Origin of the sequence: Nostoc sp. NMS7, from assembly GCF_017115085.1 — a bacterium.
Lineage (GTDB): Bacteria > Cyanobacteriota > Cyanobacteriia > Cyanobacteriales > Nostocaceae > Nostoc.
The window spans coordinates 21,977-41,331 of sequence record NZ_JABXKJ010000213.1 but is presented as its reverse complement, the minus strand read 5'-3'; the positions used below and the strand labels follow the sequence as shown (position 1 = coordinate 41,331).

Sequence of the window (19,355 nt, the reverse complement as noted above, 5' to 3'; positions counted from 1 at the left end):
TTTTTCCCTACTCCCCACTCACTACTATGCAACAGCAAATTCGGAATTTTCTCTCAGTTCCTCAGACCGAAATCCCAATACAATCCGATCCTTCAGCACACCAGCCCTAACTAATTCCGTTGCTACCCCCTCTTCAGTACCATCACGTTGAATCCAAATTTTGCCATCAATAATATCAATGTGAATCATACAGCCGTGAACGCGACGAGTCACAGTAGGAGACAAATCATAGGCTGGTTCTCTTCCCAAAATCATCAAGAGATAGCGGTCTTGTTCGCTATCAAAAACTGTTTCAAATTGAATATTACCAGCGCTGAAGGGGATTTTTGTATGTTCAATTAGAATATTCCGAATCAACTGCCTGTATTGCTCCAAGGTATCCATCTAAAAATAACCTCCTGCTCTAGCTGAAATAGAACAATATGAACTTTGTAATCTTCTACTAAAAGTTTAGCAATTGGCTCATCAAAGATATCGGCGTATACTACGTCTTGAACGGCGAGATAGAGGACGCGATCAGGATTGGTTCTAGTCATCACAGAGCGATATGCAAGGTACTGTCCCAAGGCGTGTTCGAGAGCGGTCATTTCCGATACGCTGTGAAACGTTTTAATCTCAACGGCTATCTGCTGTCCTTCCTTTTCAGCAGCAATCAATTTTTCTGCACCCAAGTCAACATACATATCCCTTTTTCCCCACTTTAGATGAAAGGGATCGTCGGTAATCGTCCAGCCATCTTTGATTAGGGCATTTTTGACGTTTTCGTGGTAACGGTCTTTAGCTGGCATAAATTACTAGAATTACGAATTACGAATTACGAATTACTACCCTCGACTTTTGCCACTTCTAGCATCGTTTTTAAAACCGAATCTGGATTCAGACTGATTGAGTCAATTCCTTGTTCAACCAAAAACTGAGCAAATTCTGGATAGTCGCTGGGTGCTTGTCCACAAATGCCGATTTTGCGATCGCATTTTTTCGCCGCTTCTATGGCCATTTTTACCATTCGCTTCACACCCTCACTACGTTCATCAAACAACCGCGCCACTAACGCCGAATCCCTATCTATCCCCAGTGTCAACTGAGTTAGATCATTAGAACCAATCGAGAAACCATCAAATACCTCAGCAAACTCCTCAGCCATAATTACATTATTCGGTAACTCGCACATCACATAAACCTGCAAGTCGTTAACACCTTGCTTTAAACCATTTTTTGCCATCTCTGCCAAAACCAAACGCCCCTCATCGGGAGTGCGACAAAAGGGAATCATCGGGATCACATTCGTCAAACCCATTTCTTCCCGTACCCGCTTGATAGCATGACATTCTAGGGCAAAAGCTTCTCTGTAACCTTGATCATAATAACGCGCCGCCCCTCGCCAACCCAGCATTGGGTTTTCTTCATGGGGTTCAAACTGTCGCCCACCTAACAAATTAGCATATTCATTACTTTTGAAATCTGAGGTTCGGACAATCACTGGTTTAGGATAAAATGCCGCCGCAATTCTACCTATACCTTGGGCTAATTTATCTACAAAATATTGGGGTTTATCGTCGTAAAGTGCAGTTATATCAGCAATTTTAGCTTTCACAAATTCATCTTTTAACAAATCATAGTGAATCAACGCCATTGGATGAATTTGGATTTGGTTAGCGATAATAAATTCAGTCCGCGCTAAACCGACGCCATCGTTGGGAATTGCCGATAAACTTAATGCTTCTTGAGGATTACCCACATTCATTAAAATTTGAGTGCGAGTACGCGGTAAGTTCTCTAAAGGAACTTCTTGAACTTCAAAAGGTAATAAGCCTGCATAAACTTTTCCCTCTTCCCCTTCAGCGCAAGAAATTGTTACCTCTTGACCCGGTTTCAATATTTCCGTAGCATTGCCACATCCCACGATCGCAGGTACACCCAATTCTCGTGCAATAATTGCTGCATGGCATGTCCTACCACCAGAGTTGGTGACAATTGCACTGGCGCGTTTCATAATTGGTTCCCAATCGGGGTCAGTTCTCTCTGTCACCAAAACTTCCCCGGCTTTGAACTGTCCGAGTTTCTGAACATCTAAAATTAGGCGTACTTTTCCTTGACTAATTGCTTCTCCAATCGCACGTCCGGTAATAAGGGGGAGTGGGGATTGGGAAGATTTTTCGCCAGTTCCTAGTCCCCAGTTCCCAGTTTCCAATACCAACCGATAACTCTGCAGCACATTTCCCATCTTCTGCGACTGGACGGTTTCGGGACGCGCTTGCACAATAAAAAGTTGGTTAGTAATTCCATCTTTTGCCCACTCGATATCCATTGGAGTGTAAATGCCGTGGACTTGCGAATAATGGTCTTCAATTAAACACGCCCAACTTGCTAGTTGTAAAATCTCTTGATCACTCAGGGCGAATTTAGCTCTTTCGCTAGCCGGAACAGCCACATTTTTTGTAAATTTGGAGCCGTCATCATAGATCATTTTCAGTTCTTTACTGCCCAATTTTTTATCGATGATTGGGCGGAAACCAGCTTTTAAAGTTGGTTTGAAAACATAATATTCATCGGGATTTACAGACCCTTGGACAACATTTTCACCTAAACCGTAAGCAGCTGTAATCAGTGCCGCATCCTTAAATCCGGTTTCTGTATCAATGGAGAACATCACCCCAGAGGTTGCTAAGTCAGAGCGCACCATTTTTTGCACCCCAACGGCAAGAGCAATGCTAAAATGGTCAAATTCCTTGGTGTGGCGATAAGAAATAGCGCGATCGGTAAATAGGGAAGCAAAGCATTTATGACAAGCTGCTAAAACTCCTTCGACACCGACAACGTTGAGGTAAGTTTCTTGCTGTCCGGCAAAACTAGCATCGGGTAAGTCTTCAGCAGTGGCGCTAGAACGAACTGCAACATCTGTCTCTGCGTTGTATCGTTCAGAAAGACTATGATATGCTGTAGCGATCGCCTCCCGCAATTCTACAGAAAATGGGGTGTGGATTAATAGCGATCGCGCTTTTTTACCTCGTTCTCGTAAATTTTTGACATCTTCAACATCCAAGTCAGCAAAGAGTTGGCGTAGCTTTGGTTCTAAGCCTGCTGATTGGATGAAATGACGATAAGCGTAAGCAGTGGTAGCAAATCCGGTGGGAACGTTAATGCCTTTGGGCGTTAGCTGTTGAATCATTTCCCCCAGTGAGGCATTTTTACCACCAACTACAGGGATATCAGCAATACCAACTTCATCAAACCAGAGAATGAGCGATCGCTCTTTAGAAAATTGAGATAAAGTGCTTGTAGATACTGTAGTCATCTGTATTACCTCTTGAGTTGATCTTCAGTCTCTGAGTGCGTAATCGCTAGTATATTTTTCCCTTGTTTAATTTTAGTGTTTGTATCAACTGTATTGGGGAGTAAGTTAAACGTAGCTGACTTGTATTTACACCCTAGCCTTACTAAAGAGAGGGACAGGTGAAAGCGTAAACAAAAACCTCACCCTGTCCTGACGGACATCCCTCTCCTTACTAAGGAGAGGGACAGGTTTTGCGTAGCATAACCAGGGTGAGGTTTCTTTAGGCGCCGAGCGATTGGCACAGCGATTGCCAGACTTGGGAGAATATCCAGATCAGTTGTAACCAATATCACGACATTCATAAAGAACATCACGACATTCATAAAGAACATCACGATATTCATAAAGAACATCACGATATTCATAAAGAACATCACGATATTCATAAAGAACATCACGACATTCATAAAGAACATCACGATATTCCGAACCAACATTGCGCTGTTTTAAGAATAAAATATAGTAATAAAGTTAAAAAACGCTCTAACTAGACAAAAAACTTGGGTTCAATAACCTGTTCGATACTAAAAGGACACTCAAGGGGAAAAGTTTCTAAAGGCGGGCAAGATGCCCACCCCACAAGAATTTGATAAAATTTAATATGCAAATTAGATGTGTTTTAGCTTAATAGCAACGCCTACTGGTTTGCGTGCAATGAACGCTACATGACCCTTCGACAGCAGAAATTGACCATAACTATGGGTTGTTTCAACTTGGAAACCCACGCCAGAGAGTTCATTTGCAATCGCTGTCGCTTCGTATAACCGCACATGGTGTACTTCGTCAGATCGTCTGTAGTGTTCCCCAACCTTGCGGAAGCTGGTAATCCGGCGAGTCAAAGTTATTTGCTCTTGATCCTCCTCCTTTTCAACTAATACTACCCAGTCTTTTCCTTGAGTGAATCCTTTAATTGTGGTTCCCTGAGCAACTTGTCCTTTCTCCAAAATATCGAAAATGAATACACCCCCAGGAGTTAAGGCATTATATACGCGGTGGAAAAGTTGAACAAGCGTTTGGCGATCGCTGTCTGGATCAAACAGGTAGTTAAGGCACTCACTAATTGATGTGACGGCATTGCATGGCGGAATATCTGTCTTAAATAGTGAATCGATCCGAAACTCAGCAGTTGGCACTCTTGTTCGGGCAATATTGAGCATATCTTCAGAGATATCGACTCCGAGAACATGATAATCAGCTTTGGTAAGTTCTTGTGCCCATAATCCGCTACCGCAACCCAAGTCAACCACTAGTCCATCATGTATTTTGTTTTCAGCCAATATTTCTAAGATACCGGGAGCAGATTTGAGAGCGAAGTCACGGAAACCGTCATCATGAATAAACGCAAGGTCTTCTTTGTACCACTTATTCATATTGCTTAAAATCATCGGTCTAACTTAGATAAATTCAGATTTCAGCGACATTTATCATATTTTCGCCCAATGCAATGCTGTACTAGACATCTTACAATTATTACCTCCTCACAGCAATTGTGTAACTAGGTAGATGTGAGGCATCTGTTTGAGTTTTCACAAGTCGCCAGTCATTATCTATATATAAATGCTCAAATACTTGAGAAGTTGCTAAGTATGTTTTTTGAAATTCATTAACATGATTGATCTCTAGATTTTCTAAGTTCAGAGCTTTTGACGCATTCGGTTTGACTTTCGTGTTAACTACATTAGTAAACCAGTTGTAAACTGATTCTAAAGTTAAAGGAATTTCTCTATTTTTAAAAGCCTGAAATCTATCAATATTTTGAAGATACCATTTCCCATTTTTAACTTCATATTTCTGGATTACCATGAAATCATAAGCTGGTAATTTTGATTGTTGAAAATTATCGGATAAAGCTGACTCTTTTCCTAGTATATAACGAGCTACACTGGCACAGTAACCATCTTGTTGGAAAATTTGGAAGCACTGATCTTGTATTCTTTTCGGTAAACTTTCATGAAACGATATGCTAGACCAGATTGGTGTCCAAACACCTACTAAAAGTCGTAATTGCTCTGTAACACTGAAAACATGATTCTGTTGGGTCAACTTGATAAAATAGGGAAGTAACTCAGTTTTATAAAAATTTATTTCGGTATTTAAAGCTTCTGGGTTTCGTCGTTGAACCCGTGCCAAAATTTCATTTTTAAATTCTAGTTTTTTAGGAGCGCTTAATTGGTTTTTTAGTAAGAGTTCAAGCATTACCATTTATCTTGTCTTTTTGACAGTTATTAGGTATTTATCTGCTTGATATTATCTATTCTCACTGCCAAAATGGTGTGATCCAGATCACTGTAAGCTAAAATGTATAGCCTTACTTAATCATTCGTAAACAACGAGATCCCCGACTTCTTTAAGAAGTCGGGGATCTGAGTCTTGTAATTTGAACGAAATGAAGTGCGACGGATGAAAATTTTGCTCCTTCACACTTCCATGTTTATCTGAAATTTCTAAGATTCTCTTCCCGATGCCCAGGTATCACGCCATTTAACGGTACCTTCTTTGGCAATCACCCACCGACGATTGACGAGATTTTCCCGCAGAGGCGATCGCCCTTCCCGCCACATGGCATATTTATAAGCAATCAGCTTACCAGCACTTTCATCAAAGGGAATCTCAGCAGACCAGGTATTTGAGTTGATGTACTCTAAAGGATATGCTTTGCTGATATCCCAGTTACCCAACTCTGGGCAATCTCCTGTCACCACAATGATTTCACCGGGTTTAGTATCGACGCCAGTCAGTTGGGCGCGGACAATTGTCTGTGCTTTTATCCGTTCCCCAACGTGGCTAAAAACAAGCGCTCCCCGTTCTTCTAATACTAGGTTATAAATCTTGCCATCTTTTACCTCATACTTGTTGCGAGTCACCACGCAGGTATGTTCGCCATCGGGTAATTCTGTTTCTACTTCTGGTAAGGTAACTTCTCCTCCCCGGTTTAAAGCGACAAAACACAGGGAGTCACGATAGCGGCGCACATAACAGTAAACGTCGGGTGTTAAGTATTTTTGCCAGTGGCTACCCATTGACACGGCGGGATTCAGTCGCCGTAAGCCAGACAGCAGCCTGATGCAACGATAAATCTCACTCTCAGTATCCCAACTTTCCATCATCGGACGGTTATACGGGTCGTTACCGCCATCGGTATCATTATGCAGATACTGTTCTGTACCGTAGTAAATGCAGGGAATGCCGCGAGATGTCATAATTAAAGTGATCGCTAGCTTCAACATCGCTGGATCGGGGTTCAGCGATTGGAAGCGGGACATATCGTGGTTATCGATGAAGGTGACTAACTCTGTTGCCCCGTTATAGCGATAATCTTGGTCAAAAATGTATTGAATTGTTTGGAATCCATTTTCTGAACCTTGCGCTAGTGCGGCTCGAATTGCTACACACAAGCCAAAGTCTAGAAGTGTCATCCCTGAGTGGTTAACAAATTCCACGGAGCGATCGTCACTAGGATTACTGTAAATCCATTCACCAAATATAAATACATCTGGTTTGTGATTGGTCATATCGCCAGTGAATTCTTGCCAAAACCAGATGGGCATGTGCTTGACAGTATCCACCCGCAGTGCATCCACACCCCGGTCTAGCCATTGTTTGATTGCTGACTTAATATACTCTCGATATTCGGTATTGTTTTCATTAAAGGTTGCTAAACCAGATAGTTCACAGTTCTGTACTTGCCAATCGTCTTCCCAGTTCTGCACTTCGCCATAGTGGTGATACCAATTATTGACATCATCATTGAAGTCAGCAATTTTGACACCATCATCAAACAATTCGCCTTTGCTACCGCTAGTATCAGGGCTGCTATGGTTGCAGACAATATCTAGCACCAACTTCATATTCCGCTTGTGCAGTTCCGCAATTAACCGATCAAAGGTTGTATTTTTTTCTTCTTGGGTGGCGTTTAAAGAAGGGTTCTCTCCGTCAGCAATATAGCGAGGATTGAGCCGCTTAAAATCTTTTGTCCAATAGCCATGTAGCGCTGCATTGCCAACAAATAACTCTTCAACCTGCTCAAATAGTGGAGTTAGCCAAAGGGCAGTCACTCCCATGTTTTTGAGATAATCTAATTTGTCGATCACACCTTGCAAGTCGCCACCCCAGTACTTACCCCACTCTTGTCTAGTTGGATCGTACAGTTCTGAGTTTGCACCTTCGCTGTTATCTGGATCGCCATCATAAAAGCGATCGACCACAAGAAAGTAAATCGTTTCCTGACGAAATTCAATATCTCTAGTGTAAAGAAACTCTAGGTCAATCTCAGTTTCTGATGGTGGTGTTTCTATAATAGCGTCTACTTTTTCTTGTGCAGAATCAACTTTGTATTGATCTGGTGAAAACTGAGATGGAGGGGTTTGTACCATAAAAAAACTCAAAATTTCATGTAATTCATACTTGTAGAACAAACACTACAACCTTTCGAGTATTGTGTGTCACTACAAACTTTTGTATTGTGACATCCGTCCCACGGTGTAGGTATCTATCGCTAGCTAGTTTATAATTCTATCGATAGATATAATTCATCTGCTAGAGGATAAAAACAAAGGAATATAGCAATTATTAACGCTATAACAAAAATTTACAATATCTAGTCAAAGTAACTTGCAGTAAATATTGAGCCTATTTAGGGTTTAAGTGTATATTTGACAACAGATTTTCCAAGAGTCAGCAAGGTTCGGTTGCACCTGAGCAATACTGATTAAACCACGTATTAGCCAACTTTTTCTCTACAAGATTCGCTCCATTGATCAAGGGTGCTGAGTACTTTTACCTGACTCAGCACTGAGTAAGGTAAACTGACCATTGTCACTTTCAATCTGTTATTACTATTAAGCAATTAATTCAGGTAGCAATTATGACCAAATATGAGAAGGTTTTTAACTCAGCAAAGACATCAGAGGAATCACTAAGTGCAGAGGAAGCGGTGGCGGCGATCGCAACTGTCACGGCGATCGCTGATTCATCCATTGAAGATGTAGATGCAGAAAGTTTAGCAGGTATCCTTTGGGAATTCGAGGTTTTCGAGGAATACTCAGAAGATGAAATCACAGAAATAGTTGATCGACTCATCGGCATTGCAGAAGAAGAGGGAATTGGGCCTTTATTTAATGTCGCCAAAGTATCTGTCTCAGATGAATTAGTGCTGGATGGTTTTGCCGCCGGGGTAATAGTGCTTTTAGACGATGAACTCGCCATCCCCAAATCGAAACAAGCCTATCTCAAAAAGCTACAAGCAGCCTTGGAACTTGAGGATGAAGAAGCAGAGGAAATCATCAAAGAGGTAATTGCAGCCTTTAAAGAAGCAGAAGAGGAAGAATATGCAGATGATGAAGATGCAGATGATGAAGATGAAACAGTAGTCATAGAAGATTTTACTGAACAGATATATCAATCACCTTTAGGTAATTTTAGGGTGGCGATTCCGGTTGATCCGCAGCAGGGCGGTAGAATTCAAAGTCAGGAAGGAGTAGTTGGCTTTTCCGATGACATCGGTACTTTGCTAAGAATCGATTATTATCCTTTCCCGTTGGAACAGTTAGAGGAACTGGAGTCTGTTGGACAAGAAGAATATTTACAAACAATCTTAGTAGACAAGTATGTACCCCAAGCGATTTTTACTAATGTACCAGATGCTTCTGTGGAGTATTCTGAATATCTGGAAGATACTTTGCGAGGCGCTTACTACGTGTTAATCGATATGCCCAAAGGTTCGACGATTTCTAAGCAAGAAAATAATGGAACTGCGATCAGATTAGACGCTTACCGAGGGCTGCTCACCTTTATCAGTGGGGAATTTTTGTATATAGTTAGTAGTCAGCACAGCTTTATTAACGGCGAAACTCCCGATTCTGTTGAAGAAGAAGCTGAAGACATCAAGGAGAGTATTTTAGAGTTTGTTGAGACTATAGAGTTCACTTAGTCGATGTCACCGCAAAAAGGGTTCACCTTTCCTGTGGAACGCCAAGGGCGAACGTGGGTTAAGAATCTTTGATTTTGTATTAGTCCACGGAGGTGGACTTTGTTTGTGTAGCCGCGAATTCCATTCGCCAAGGCTTAAGTTGACACGCATGAGCATTGCTTTACCCCTACAGCAGAGCAAAAGATAATTAAGAAAAGCCTGAAACAACCGATGCATCGCTAATGCACATCATGATGAATTTGTACAGGGTGTAAGTCCTAAAACTATTGGGAACGGATGGCGTTCTTAATTCAATATCCATAACTGATGAACTCATCTGATGTACATTTGAAAAGGGCGATGTCTGACGACAAGCCCAGAGGCGAAATGTCTCCGGTGTCTACGCTTGTAATTTTTCATGACAATAACCCTGCTGAACAATCGTTATCAAGTTATTCAGGTAATCGGCGCTGGTGGGTTTGGCGAAACCTTTCTAGCAGAAGATATCCACATGCCTTCTCGCCGTCGCTGTGTGATCAAGCAACTCAAACCGATAACCAATAATGATCCGCAAACCTACCAACTTATCCAACAACGGTTTGAACGCGAAGCAGCAACGTTGGAATATTTGGGTGAAAGTAGTCATCAAATTCCTAAACTCTACGCCTACTTTTCTGAGAACGGGCAGTTTTACCTCGTCCAAGAATGGATTCACGGCCAAACCCTAACAAAAATTGTCGAAGCCAAAGGATTTGAGAGTGAAACTACTGTTCGGCAAATTCTCTTGAGTCTGCTTTCAGTCTTAGATTATGTTCACAGCAAAGGGATTATTCACCGGGATATCAAGCCAGATAACATAATTCTGCGTTCTGGTGATGGCAAGCCAGTTTTGATTGATTTTGGTGCAGTCAAAGAAACAATTCGTTCAGTGGGGAATTCTCCAGGATACCCGACGCGATCGCTCGTCATTGGTACGCCTGGATATATGCCTAGTGAACAAGCCGTTGGCCGTCCAGTTTACGCCACTGATATCTATAGCTTAGGTTTAACGGCAATTTATCTGCTGACTGGTAAACATTCACAACAACTACTAACTGATCCCAAAACTGGCGAAATAATTTGGCAGCAGTACGCCCCTAAGGTCTCTTCCGAATTTGCGGCGGTAATCAATCAAGCAATTAAGCCTCATGCTGGCGATCGCTACAGTACTGCTAGTAAAATGTTACACGCCTTGCAGTCTGCTACTAATATACCGAGTGAGTTAGCTGCAAATGCTTCCACAGTCAGTTTTTCTCCTACTGCAACACCGAGGCAAACTCAGCCATTATATTCCCCGCAAAAAAATTCTGCAATCGCCCAGTCTGACTCTGGGGGAAACTGGCAAAAACCTGCTGTAATTATTGGTAGTTTGCTGGTAGGCGGCTTGGTTGGTGCGATCGCAATTTCTAGCATCACTCGTCAGCAACAACCAGAGATAACTATTGCCACAAGTCCCACCCCATCACCAGAATCTTTGCCCACGACTTCTCCATCTCCCGAACCGTCTGTATCTTCCCAAACTTCTCCAGTTCCAGTTGTACCAATCTCACGACCACAACAGCCAGTAATTCCCGATCCTTTGCCAACCTTTAAGCCCCTAGTTGTATCCATACCACAGCGAAAAAAGAAGCCTGTAATTTTAGATACTCCAGCACCAGTAGTAGTATCCACACCACAGCCAGAACCAGAGAAAGAGGCGATGCCGAATCTGGGCAATACCAACACAGTTCCCACACCAAAAGCGCGTTCCACCCCACAGAACAAACCGCGCAGTAAATTAGCTGCCACTATTAGCAGAGAAAGCGTTCCCGCATTCCCTACAGGGACAGCAAGAAACATCGTAGAAGCTACCCTCGGCAAACCAAATCAAGATTTAAGAGGCTCATGGGGCAAAACCCGTGCTGTCGTTTACAAACTTGTGCCAGATAAAATTGACCTTGGCTACTTATTTGATCGTAATTCTCAAGTGCTGCGTCAAACTGAGGTATCTTTTGCCCAATCGGTAGATCCACAGATAATGGAGACTACCTTGAATGGATTGTTAGATGGGCAAGCCACTGAAAAAATTAAGCAGGGACTAAAACAGGTACAACAGCGCCAGTCAGATAATTTTAGTTTCAAGAATGGCTCAGTTAAAGGTCAGATTATCCGCCAAGAATGTGATTTTATTTACATCAGCATTTGGGATGTAGATTTACATGATTTTGTGAGTCCATCGACAGGCAAAAGGTGTTAATTTCCTGGAAAAAGTTGATCTCAAAAGTTAGATTTTAAATTTAGCTTACTTGTCTCAGCTTCTACTTCATGTTGTAAACTGCGATCGCAATTGTGTAATCTCAAGAGAGTTAAGCCAATTATTCCATTGAGGTTTGATGACTGTTATTACTATTGACTTTTTGAGGAAAATAACCTTCCACTAAGCAGTCAGAGCCGACTACACGCCAACGAATACGTTCTAGAGACAACGCCTCAGTCATGGTAGTAAAACCTAAATCGCCTACAGGTGTGGGAGCAATGCTACCACCAATGATTTTCGGGGCGATAAATGCTAAAACTTTTTGCACTGCTCCTTGAGCGATCGCACTTGCAGCTAAGATCCCACCACACTCCCACAAAACGCTACAAAAACCCCGCTCATATAAGTAAGTCATTGCCTTATCTGGTGTAAGTGATGTGAATTTCACTACCTCCACCCCTTTGTTGAGCAACAGTTCTTGAAAATCGGGGTTAGCACCCTCCTCTGTCAACACCAAAGTTGGAGCATCCGCAGTTTCCCACAGATGGGCGCTTTCGGGTAAGTTGAGATGGCGACTCATCACCACCCGCAGGGGATTATGTGCCCCCACCTGATGGCTGGTTAAGTAAGGATTGTCCTGTCGGACTGTATTACCACCGACAATTATTGCATCACAAGCCGCTCGCAGTTGATGTACTTCATTGCGGGCATCTTGGCTTGTCACCCAGGCGCTATTACCAGAGGTGGTGGCAATTTTGCCATCTAAAGTCATGGCATATTTTAAAATTCCCAAAGGTCGTTTGTAGAGAATGCGATGTACAAAAGCTTCATTTAGCTGATGACAAGCTGACTCTTCTACTCCTACCAAGACTTCGATCCCCGCCGCCCGTAAACGGGCAATACCACCTCCAGCTACCAGGGGATTGGGATCAACCATACCCACCACCACTTTTGCCACCCCTGCTTGGATCAATCCTTCCGAACAAGGGGGAGTACGTCCGTAGTGATTGCAAGGTTCGAGGTTGACATAGATTGTTGCACCACGAGAGCTAACGCCTGCGGCTTTCAAGGCAAACACTTCTGCATGAGGCTCACCTGCACGAGGATGAAACCCTTCCCCTACAATCTCGCCATCCTTGACAATCACCGCTCCCACTAGCGGATTTGGGGAAGTGCGTCCTAAAGCGCGGCAAGCAAGTGATAAACACCGCAGCATCATGCGAGAGTCAAAGTCAGTTCCTACCTTTTCCTTTATAGGAGAATTTGATCCAAACAATTCTTCTTACAGCCTTTTATCATCTATATTGAACCACAATCTCCTGTAGGGTAGCACAGCTAGGTGTGCTACCCATCCATTTACAACGTCGCTACAAGTTCTTGTAAGCGATCGCACCCATCTCGGAAGACTGGCCAACCATCTCCCACCAGCACAGCTTCTACCCGACTCAGTTGAGCCAACCTGCGAACAGAAGCAACAGCCTCCTCTCGATTCAGCAGCTTGTCATCTGGCAAAATCGTTAAGCTACCTGCTTTGCGTGCCCGTACTAAGTCCCCTGTGATCAAAGTTGTTTCCTCCAATAACAGAGCCAATTCACCGGGAGTTTTCGAGCCTTGGAGTTCAATCACCTGAAGTCCTGGTACTAAGTCTTCACCATCAGACAGCCAGCGATCGCAATGTATGGGGAAAGTGTCTTTTTCTGCCACAGGACCGGCAATCTTAGCATAGGTTTGATCAGCAATTTCTTTACTTGCCCTGATATGTTCAGAATTCGTCAACACAATCCAAACTACACCACCGAGGGATTTCAGATGATTCCAATCATGGTTTGATAGGGCTACTGGGTCAATCAAGATGTTGCCATCTGGGCGAATCCAGGCAATCCCATTGAAATCAATATTTCTTGCCGGATTGAAATTAGACCAGCTATAGAGATCGGGACGGTGCAAAGATTTCATGATGATTCTGGATCAGTATTTTCAATAATTGACTATTAATCTCAATAATTAAGTATATAGATAATAAGGGCATTGGGCATGGGGCATGGGTTATTCTCCTCATCTCCCTCATCTTCCTCATCTCTCTAATCCTTCCTCTGGATCTGAAATTTGAGTATACTACGATGAATCTATCGATATTATGAATTTGAGCGGATTTAGAGAAATTCCTGCATAACCGCAATAGAGATGAACGGAGGTATAGGGGTGAGTGAGATTGTGCGCCAAAAAATATCAGCGAAGGCAAACCAGTTTAGAGAGTCGGTGATTCGAGAAATGACCAGGGTAGCGCTGCAATACGATGCAGTGAATCTGGCGCAAGGGTTCCCTGATTTTCCCTGTCCCTTGGAGTTGAAACAGGCAGCTTACGAAGCAATAGAGGCAGATGTCAACCAGTATGCCATCACTTGGGGCGATCGCCCCTTTCGTCACGCGATCGCCAAAAAAGTCCGTTGGTATCTGGGCTTAGATATCGATCCCGAAACCCAAATCACCGTCACCTGCGGCTCCACAGAAGCAATGGCAGCTGTGATGCTGGCGACAGTTGATCCCGGTGAGGAAGTAATTATATTTGAGCCGTATTACGAAAACTACGGTCCTGATGTAATTTTAGCTGGTGCTACGCCCCGCTACGTGACACTGCATCCCCCCGATTGGACATTTGATCAAGCACAGTTGCGTCAAGCTTTCAATGCCAATACTAAAGCGATTATTATCAACACACCCCACAACCCCACAGGTAAAGTCTTCACCCGTGAAGAACTCACCCTAATTGCTGAACTTTGTCAAAAGTGGGATGTGTTAGCGTTCACTGATGAAATCTATGAACATATTCTCTATGACGATATTCAACATATCGCCTTAGCGACCCTTCCCGGCATGGAAGAGCGCACTGTTACTATCAACGGCCTTTCTAAAACTTACAGTGTCACCGGCTGGCGAGTCGGCTACATTTTGGCAAATCCCGAATTGACAGGAGCGATTCGCAAAGTCCATGATTTCCTCACCGTTGGCGCTCCTGCACCATTGCAACGAGCCGGAGTTGCCGCCATGCAACTGCCACCATCCTATTATGAAGAACTAGCCAAACTTTATCACCAGAAGCGAGACAGTATTTTACAGATTCTAGATCAAGTTGGCATTCCCTATTTCGTTCCCCAAGGAGCCTATTATGTGCTTGCAGATATTTCCAAATTCGGCTACAAAACAGATATTGAATTCACTTACCATCTAATTAAAGAGATTGGTATTGCCGTAGTTCCCGGTTCCAGCTTTTTCAGCCAAGCAGAAAAAGGACATTCATTGATCAGATTCTGCTTCAGCAAAAGACCTGAGACATTACAATCAGCCAGCGTTCGCTTACTCAAATTGCAATCAACTCTACAACCGACATCTTAACATTCTTCTCTTCTCCTGTCGTTTGGCTGGTCATTTTGTTGAAATTTCTCTGTTTTACTGTGTCCAATCCTCCAGCACCAAATCGGGAATTTGAGAGAAATCCTTTTGGTTACGAGTAACCATCACCGCATTTGTTGAAAGAGCGATTGCAGCTATTCGCAAATCTTTTTATAGTCTTTTTTTATTTAGTTGCTGGTTTTTTTTAAGTAAACCCTCGTAGCAAGTGTAGGCAGTAGTATCAAAGTTGAGTATTCTCACTCCTTTGAAATACTCTTGAGTAGTCCACAGTTTAGTGTAAAGGTTTACCAAGTTGGCAGATTCAGTCCGGTCATTAATTTTGACTACCCACCCGTTAAAAATTTCTTGAACTGTGACAATGGTGATAGTCAGATTGGGATAAACTTGAGTAACTTTAGATATAACACCTTGGTTTCCTTGAAGTAAAAGCGAAACATGGTCTGTGTCAAGTATATAAAGACTCATCATTTTTTCTCAATCTGGAGCGAACCTTCAGCTTTTAATCTTCATCTATTGAGTTACGTTCTGATCTGAGATTATCAGCAATTTCAGCAAAATCTGCATGCATCGTCTTGAAACACACCCGCAAATTTAATCCAGGGATTTTCTGTTTCGCTTTGAGGTAATTGAATTTCTACTGGAATAATTTTTATCTTCTCAAGACGAGTTGACAAAAGTTTTTTCAATTCTTGTACAGCTTGTTCTTGAGTAGGTGCTTCAACCTGAGTGTTGGGAAATTCCAGGACAGAAGCTGTTACATTTCCTTCATTATTACGTTCCACTAGGATATGTAACTTCAGATTCTCAGATTCAGGTAGCGTTACGGGGGAGAAATTGATAACCATAGATTTAATTATTACCAAGCCTTTTCTAATAATAGCAATCAAGGAGTATAGTATAGCAACTTCAAAAGCTTGTTCTGTGGTTTGGCTGGTCATGGCGCTGAACTCCTCCTACTTTTTATTTCCTCTATGAAATACTGGTAATACCGTTTTACTTTAATAATCAGACAAATACGTTGGTAGGGGCACAGCAATGCTGTGCCCCTACGATAAATCTATATGTATCAGGGTTTGTATGAATTGGTATAAGCTGCTTCGCGGAATATGTAAATCAGTCGTTCACGGTCATTGTCAGACAATTTTGGATTTTGGATTTTAGATTTTAGATTGACCCCATGTTTAAAATCAGGGGCAAGTCAAGTAATTTTAGATTTTGGATTTTAGATTTATTCTCGCGTTTAAATTCGGCGGTTTCAGACCTTTTTAAATTTTGGATTTTGAATCCAAAATCCAAAATTTAAAGTCTAAAATTCGGTGAGCATCTCACGCTATAAGATTGGAGCAATTTTTGAAACTTCCCTATATGCCGTACATCTCTGCGTTCATTCCATCAAAATCAACCGCAGAGGATCTAAACGCACATACCAAGGAAAAGGTTGGTCTTTCATCGTCGCCCATTTTTCTTTGAAGACTTCAGCTTGCAGATGGTAATCTTGAGAATTCTTGGCAGGCGAATGTAATTTGAGAAACAACGTCATTCGATGGGGCGTTTCACTTGTTCGCACTACCCAGCAGGGAAAGGTATTTTCCTGTGATGAGTCGTTGGTAAAAATGAACTGATGGGCACGAATGCCGACGTGGGATAATTCGCTCTTGACTGGTTCAATTACTTGAAGAGTACAACCCCAATCAGTCGCTTCTACCTGTTGTGATGACTGGAGAACAACGCGGGAGAAGTTTTTACATCCGGTAAGTTGGGCGACACTAACGGTAGTAGGATGCTCGAAAATATCATGTTTGCTGCCATAATGAATGGCTCTACCATGCTCCAATACCAACAGATTCGGGCAAATCCGATAAGCTTCTTCCATATTATGGGTGACAAATAAAGTCACACCTTGGTAGTCAGCTAGAGTTTCTGTCATTTGCTGCTCTAATTGGCTACGCAGATGGGTATCAAGTGCTGAAAACGGCTCATCTAAAAGTAATGCTTCCGGTTGACTTGCCAAAGCTCTGGCTAAGGCTACCCGTTGTTGTTGACCCCCAGAAAGTTGGTGCGGATAGTGATCGCCTAATCCCTGCAACTGCATCGCTATTAGTTGCTCCTCTACCTGCACTCTAATACTTCCAGCAGATAGTTTTTTGGGCAAGCCGAAAGCGATGTTTTGCGCCACACTCTGATGTGGAAACAGCGCATAATTCTGCACTAAAAAACCGATGCGGCGATCGCGGCTGGGTAGATTAATTCTTTGTTCGGAGTCAAACAGGACTCTGCCATTTAAAACTATGCGTCCTCTAGTGGGCGTTTCTATCCCCGCAAGGCAGCGCAAAATCATACTCTTACCTGCTCCAGAACCCCCTAACAATCCCAAAGGCTGATCATTGCTATTAAAAGACACCCTGAGATGAAAACTCGGCAGTTGTTTTTCGATGTCTACAAAAAGTCCAACTGTTGACGACGGTGCAGACAATAAAGATGATTCACTCCCTTGTCTCCCTTGTCCCCCTTGTCCCCCTTGTCCCCCCAGTCCCCTGTTCTTTTCCCTCAATTCTTGCCAGAAGTTGACTGCAATAATTCCAGATAGAGAAATCACCATAATTGCGATCGCCCAAAACCAAGCCTCGTTCATTGCTCCCGCTTCCACAGCAAAATAAATCGCCATTGGGATTGTCTGCGTTTGTCCGGGAATATTACCAGCTAGCATCAACGTCGCCCCGAATTCTCCCAAAGCACGGGCAAAAGCTAGCATTGTGGCGGCTACAATCCCAGATACTGCTAGGGGTAAACTGATGCGCCAAAAGATTGTGGCTTCAGTTGCACCAAGGGTTCTGGCTACTCGCAGCAGATTACCATCTATTTGTTCAAAGGCTCCCAGTGCAGTTTTATACATTAAAGGGAAAGAAACTACAGTAGCTGCGATCGCTGCACCATACCAAGTAAAGACGATGGTGAAGTCAAAAGCCTGCATGAGTTTCCCTACGAGGCCATTTTTCCCAAAAAATAGTAGCAACAAGAAACCGACAACCGTGGGGGGCAAAATCAGTGGCGCAATAAAGATACCCTCAATCAACGATTTACCTTTGCCACGATATCCCAGCATCCAGTAGGCAGCAGCGATACCCAAAAAGAAGGTGATAAATGTGGCAAGTAATGAAGTTTTGAGTGATATCCAAAGAGGCGATAAATCCAATGGCATAGTTGTCTGGAAAGAATTAGCTCAACTAATCCATAATCTACCAACTTTATTACCAGTATGTTGGTAAATTACCTAATAAATAATAAAGAAAATTGCAAAAACTAGACAATGCTGTAGGGGCACAGCATTGCTGTGCCCCTACAACGTGGTCTATTTACCTGAAAATAGCTGTAATTAATCCAGTTGACTGCTGTAGGCACTAAAACCATAAGCCAAAGTTTCCTTTAAACTACCTGATGGCTTGAGACTTCTATTGATAGCATTAGCAAATGGTACTGGAATTCCTTTAATAGTTTCCGGCAAAATTGCATATTCTTGCGTTGGTTCGACAATGTATTGTGGACATTTCGTTTTCATCCCAGCAGTAGCTAACATTTCCTCTATTTCAGAGGCAGAATATTGTTTAAGATAAACTGGATTTCTCACAAATGGGTTCAGCTTTCTCACAAAATTATGGATAATATGAGAAGGACAGGATTTGTTGTGAAAGGAATGATTAAAAACAAAAATCCCACCAGGTTTTAGTACGCGAACTATGTCAGCCAACAATTTTCTTAATTGTGCATCTGGGATATGCATAAAGACGCAGTTAGAAATGACCAAATCTATAGAATTATCTTCTAAAGGCAATATTTCAGCAGAATCGCAAATCAAGTTAAATTCAGCTTCTGGGAAAAAATTATATTGTTGTTTAACCTTGATTAACCGCCGCAACAAAGGCTCAGAAATATCAATTCCATAATATTTTTCGCATTTCAGATTTTTCGCTTTAGAAAGATGCAAAGGTGCGCGACCATAACCAGAACCAATCTCTAAAATAGAACCAACAGATTTATTCAACGGGAATTTATTCCAAGTACCTCCAGGTGTGCCAGTTAGCAGAGTATAATCTTGTTTTATGGGCGATGTATCTGCAAGTTTTTCAACTTTTTGGGAACCATAATATGTTTTACCAATCGCGTCCCACGTTTTTTTATGTTGAGTATTATTCAACTGTTCGTAGTCGCTAGGAAAATAAATGCCATCTCGTAATTCAAAGTCATTTAGACTGAATTTTCCATTTGCTAATTGAGTCATTATAATTATTCCTCGTCAATAGTTAAGTCTGTTTTCTGTTATACTCTTAACTCAGCATGAACCGCAAGTGATTTTTACTGAACTCCTTTACTTAGCCTTTCTTCAGAGCTAGGGGAATTCCATTAGCCCTTTTAATGTTAAGGAACGTGGA

At 42.4% G+C, this 19,355-nt stretch carries 15 protein-coding genes; 3 read left to right on the top strand and 12 right to left on the bottom strand.

Annotation, left to right across the window (positions count from 1 at the left end; genetic code table 11):
* Positions 1 to 24: 24 nt before the first annotated feature.
* From HWQ38_RS25210 to HWQ38_RS25185, 6 genes are all read right to left on the bottom strand, one after another.
* Positions 25 to 384, bottom strand: a complete 360-nt coding sequence (locus HWQ38_RS25210) for a XisI protein (protein WP_292799033.1) — start codon at positions 382 to 384, stop codon at positions 25 to 27.
* Entirely contained in the window at positions 354 to 788 is a 435-nt protein-coding gene (locus HWQ38_RS25205) for an element excision factor XisH family protein (protein ID WP_292799031.1), read from the bottom strand. Before HWQ38_RS25205 ends, HWQ38_RS25210 begins: the two co-directional genes overlap by 31 nt.
* A 26-nt stretch (positions 789 to 814) precedes the next feature.
* Entirely contained in the window at positions 815 to 3,295 is a 2,481-nt protein-coding gene (gene ppsA, locus HWQ38_RS25200; RefSeq protein ID WP_292799029.1) for a phosphoenolpyruvate synthase, read from the bottom strand.
* A 647-nt stretch (positions 3,296 to 3,942) separates the two neighbouring features.
* On the bottom strand, positions 3,943 to 4,719 hold the full coding sequence (locus HWQ38_RS25195; protein ID WP_292799027.1) for a class I SAM-dependent methyltransferase: 777 nt from the start codon (positions 4,717 to 4,719) through the stop codon (positions 3,943 to 3,945).
* Positions 4,720 to 4,804: 85 nt separating this feature from the next.
* Positions 4,805 to 5,536 (bottom strand): hypothetical protein, encoded by a 732-nt coding sequence (locus HWQ38_RS25190; protein WP_292799025.1) that lies wholly within the window; start codon positions 5,534 to 5,536, stop codon positions 4,805 to 4,807.
* Between the two features lie 242 nt (positions 5,537 to 5,778).
* The gene (locus HWQ38_RS25185; protein ID WP_292799023.1) at positions 5,779 to 7,707 is read right to left on the bottom strand and encodes an alpha-amylase family glycosyl hydrolase; all 1,929 of its coding nucleotides are present in this window, start codon (positions 7,705 to 7,707) and stop codon (positions 5,779 to 5,781) included.
* A 491-nt stretch (positions 7,708 to 8,198) separates the two neighbouring features.
* Here HWQ38_RS25185 and HWQ38_RS25180 point away from each other — a divergent pair, with 491 nt between their 5' ends.
* The gene (locus HWQ38_RS25180) at positions 8,199 to 9,263 is read left to right on the top strand and encodes a hypothetical protein (RefSeq protein ID WP_292799021.1); all 1,065 of its coding nucleotides are present in this window, start codon (positions 8,199 to 8,201) and stop codon (positions 9,261 to 9,263) included.
* A gap of 397 nt (positions 9,264 to 9,660) precedes the next feature.
* A complete protein-coding gene (locus tag HWQ38_RS25175; protein WP_292799019.1) occupies positions 9,661 to 11,517 on the top strand; it encodes a serine/threonine protein kinase in 1,857 nt (618 codons plus the stop codon).
* 118 nt (positions 11,518 to 11,635) lie between these two features.
* Here the strand turns inward: HWQ38_RS25175 and ribD are convergent, their stop codons facing one another.
* The gene (gene ribD / locus HWQ38_RS25170) at positions 11,636 to 12,736 is read right to left on the bottom strand and encodes a bifunctional diaminohydroxyphosphoribosylaminopyrimidine deaminase/5-amino-6-(5-phosphoribosylamino)uracil reductase RibD (RefSeq protein ID WP_292799168.1); all 1,101 of its coding nucleotides are present in this window, start codon (positions 12,734 to 12,736) and stop codon (positions 11,636 to 11,638) included.
* Positions 12,737 to 12,873: 137 nt separating this feature from the next.
* Positions 12,874 to 13,473, bottom strand: a complete 600-nt coding sequence (locus tag HWQ38_RS25165; protein ID WP_292799017.1) for an MBL fold metallo-hydrolase — start codon at positions 13,471 to 13,473, stop codon at positions 12,874 to 12,876.
* Between the two features lie 246 nt (positions 13,474 to 13,719).
* Between HWQ38_RS25165 and HWQ38_RS25160 the strand changes: the two genes are divergently transcribed.
* Positions 13,720 to 14,910, top strand: a complete 1,191-nt coding sequence (locus HWQ38_RS25160; protein WP_292799015.1) for an aminotransferase class I/II-fold pyridoxal phosphate-dependent enzyme — start codon at positions 13,720 to 13,722, stop codon at positions 14,908 to 14,910.
* 168 nt (positions 14,911 to 15,078) lie between these two features.
* Here the strand turns inward: HWQ38_RS25160 and HWQ38_RS25155 are convergent, their stop codons facing one another.
* The 4 genes from HWQ38_RS25155 to HWQ38_RS25140 all read right to left on the bottom strand — a co-directional run bounded on the left by HWQ38_RS25155 (position 15,079) and on the right by HWQ38_RS25140 (position 19,204).
* A complete protein-coding gene (locus HWQ38_RS25155; protein ID WP_292799013.1) occupies positions 15,079 to 15,393 on the bottom strand; it encodes a type II toxin-antitoxin system VapC family toxin in 315 nt (104 codons plus the stop codon).
* Positions 15,394 to 15,476: 83 nt separating this feature from the next.
* Entirely contained in the window at positions 15,477 to 15,866 is a 390-nt protein-coding gene (locus HWQ38_RS25150) for a hypothetical protein (RefSeq protein ID WP_292799011.1), read from the bottom strand.
* 446 nt (positions 15,867 to 16,312) lie between these two features.
* Positions 16,313 to 18,127, bottom strand: coding sequence for a molybdate ABC transporter permease subunit (gene modB, locus HWQ38_RS25145; RefSeq protein ID WP_292799009.1), 1,815 nt, complete (start codon positions 18,125 to 18,127; stop codon positions 16,313 to 16,315).
* Between the two features lie 174 nt (positions 18,128 to 18,301).
* Positions 18,302 to 19,204 (bottom strand): class I SAM-dependent methyltransferase, encoded by a 903-nt coding sequence (locus HWQ38_RS25140; protein ID WP_292799007.1) that lies wholly within the window; start codon positions 19,202 to 19,204, stop codon positions 18,302 to 18,304.
* Positions 19,205 to 19,355 lie beyond the last annotated feature (151 nt).

Coding starts and splice junctions, on each gene's coding strand:
- HWQ38_RS25155 (WP_292799013.1), bottom strand. CDS start 15,393: ATGAGTCTTTATATACTTGACACAGACCATGTTTCGCTTTTACTTCAA.
- HWQ38_RS25195 (WP_292799027.1), bottom strand. CDS start 4,719: ATGATTTTAAGCAATATGAATAAGTGGTACAAAGAAGACCTTGCGTTT.
- HWQ38_RS25175 (WP_292799019.1), top strand. CDS start 9,661: ATGACAATAACCCTGCTGAACAATCGTTATCAAGTTATTCAGGTAATC.
- modB (WP_292799009.1), bottom strand. CDS start 18,127: ATGCCATTGGATTTATCGCCTCTTTGGATATCACTCAAAACTTCATTA.
- HWQ38_RS25150 (WP_292799011.1), bottom strand. CDS start 15,866: ATGACCAGCCAAACCACAGAACAAGCTTTTGAAGTTGCTATACTATAC.
- HWQ38_RS25180 (WP_292799021.1), top strand. CDS start 8,199: ATGACCAAATATGAGAAGGTTTTTAACTCAGCAAAGACATCAGAGGAA.
- HWQ38_RS25205 (WP_292799031.1), bottom strand. CDS start 788: ATGCCAGCTAAAGACCGTTACCACGAAAACGTCAAAAATGCCCTAATC.
- HWQ38_RS25185 (WP_292799023.1), bottom strand. CDS start 7,707: ATGGTACAAACCCCTCCATCTCAGTTTTCACCAGATCAATACAAAGTT.
- HWQ38_RS25190 (WP_292799025.1), bottom strand. CDS start 5,536: ATGGTAATGCTTGAACTCTTACTAAAAAACCAATTAAGCGCTCCTAAA.
- ribD (WP_292799168.1), bottom strand. CDS start 12,736: ATGATGCTGCGGTGTTTATCACTTGCTTGCCGCGCTTTAGGACGCACT.
- HWQ38_RS25210 (WP_292799033.1), bottom strand. CDS start 384: ATGGATACCTTGGAGCAATACAGGCAGTTGATTCGGAATATTCTAATT.
- ppsA (WP_292799029.1), bottom strand. CDS start 3,295: ATGACTACAGTATCTACAAGCACTTTATCTCAATTTTCTAAAGAGCGA.
- HWQ38_RS25140 (WP_292799007.1), bottom strand. CDS start 19,204: ATGACTCAATTAGCAAATGGAAAATTCAGTCTAAATGACTTTGAATTA.
- HWQ38_RS25165 (WP_292799017.1), bottom strand. CDS start 13,473: ATGAAATCTTTGCACCGTCCCGATCTCTATAGCTGGTCTAATTTCAAT.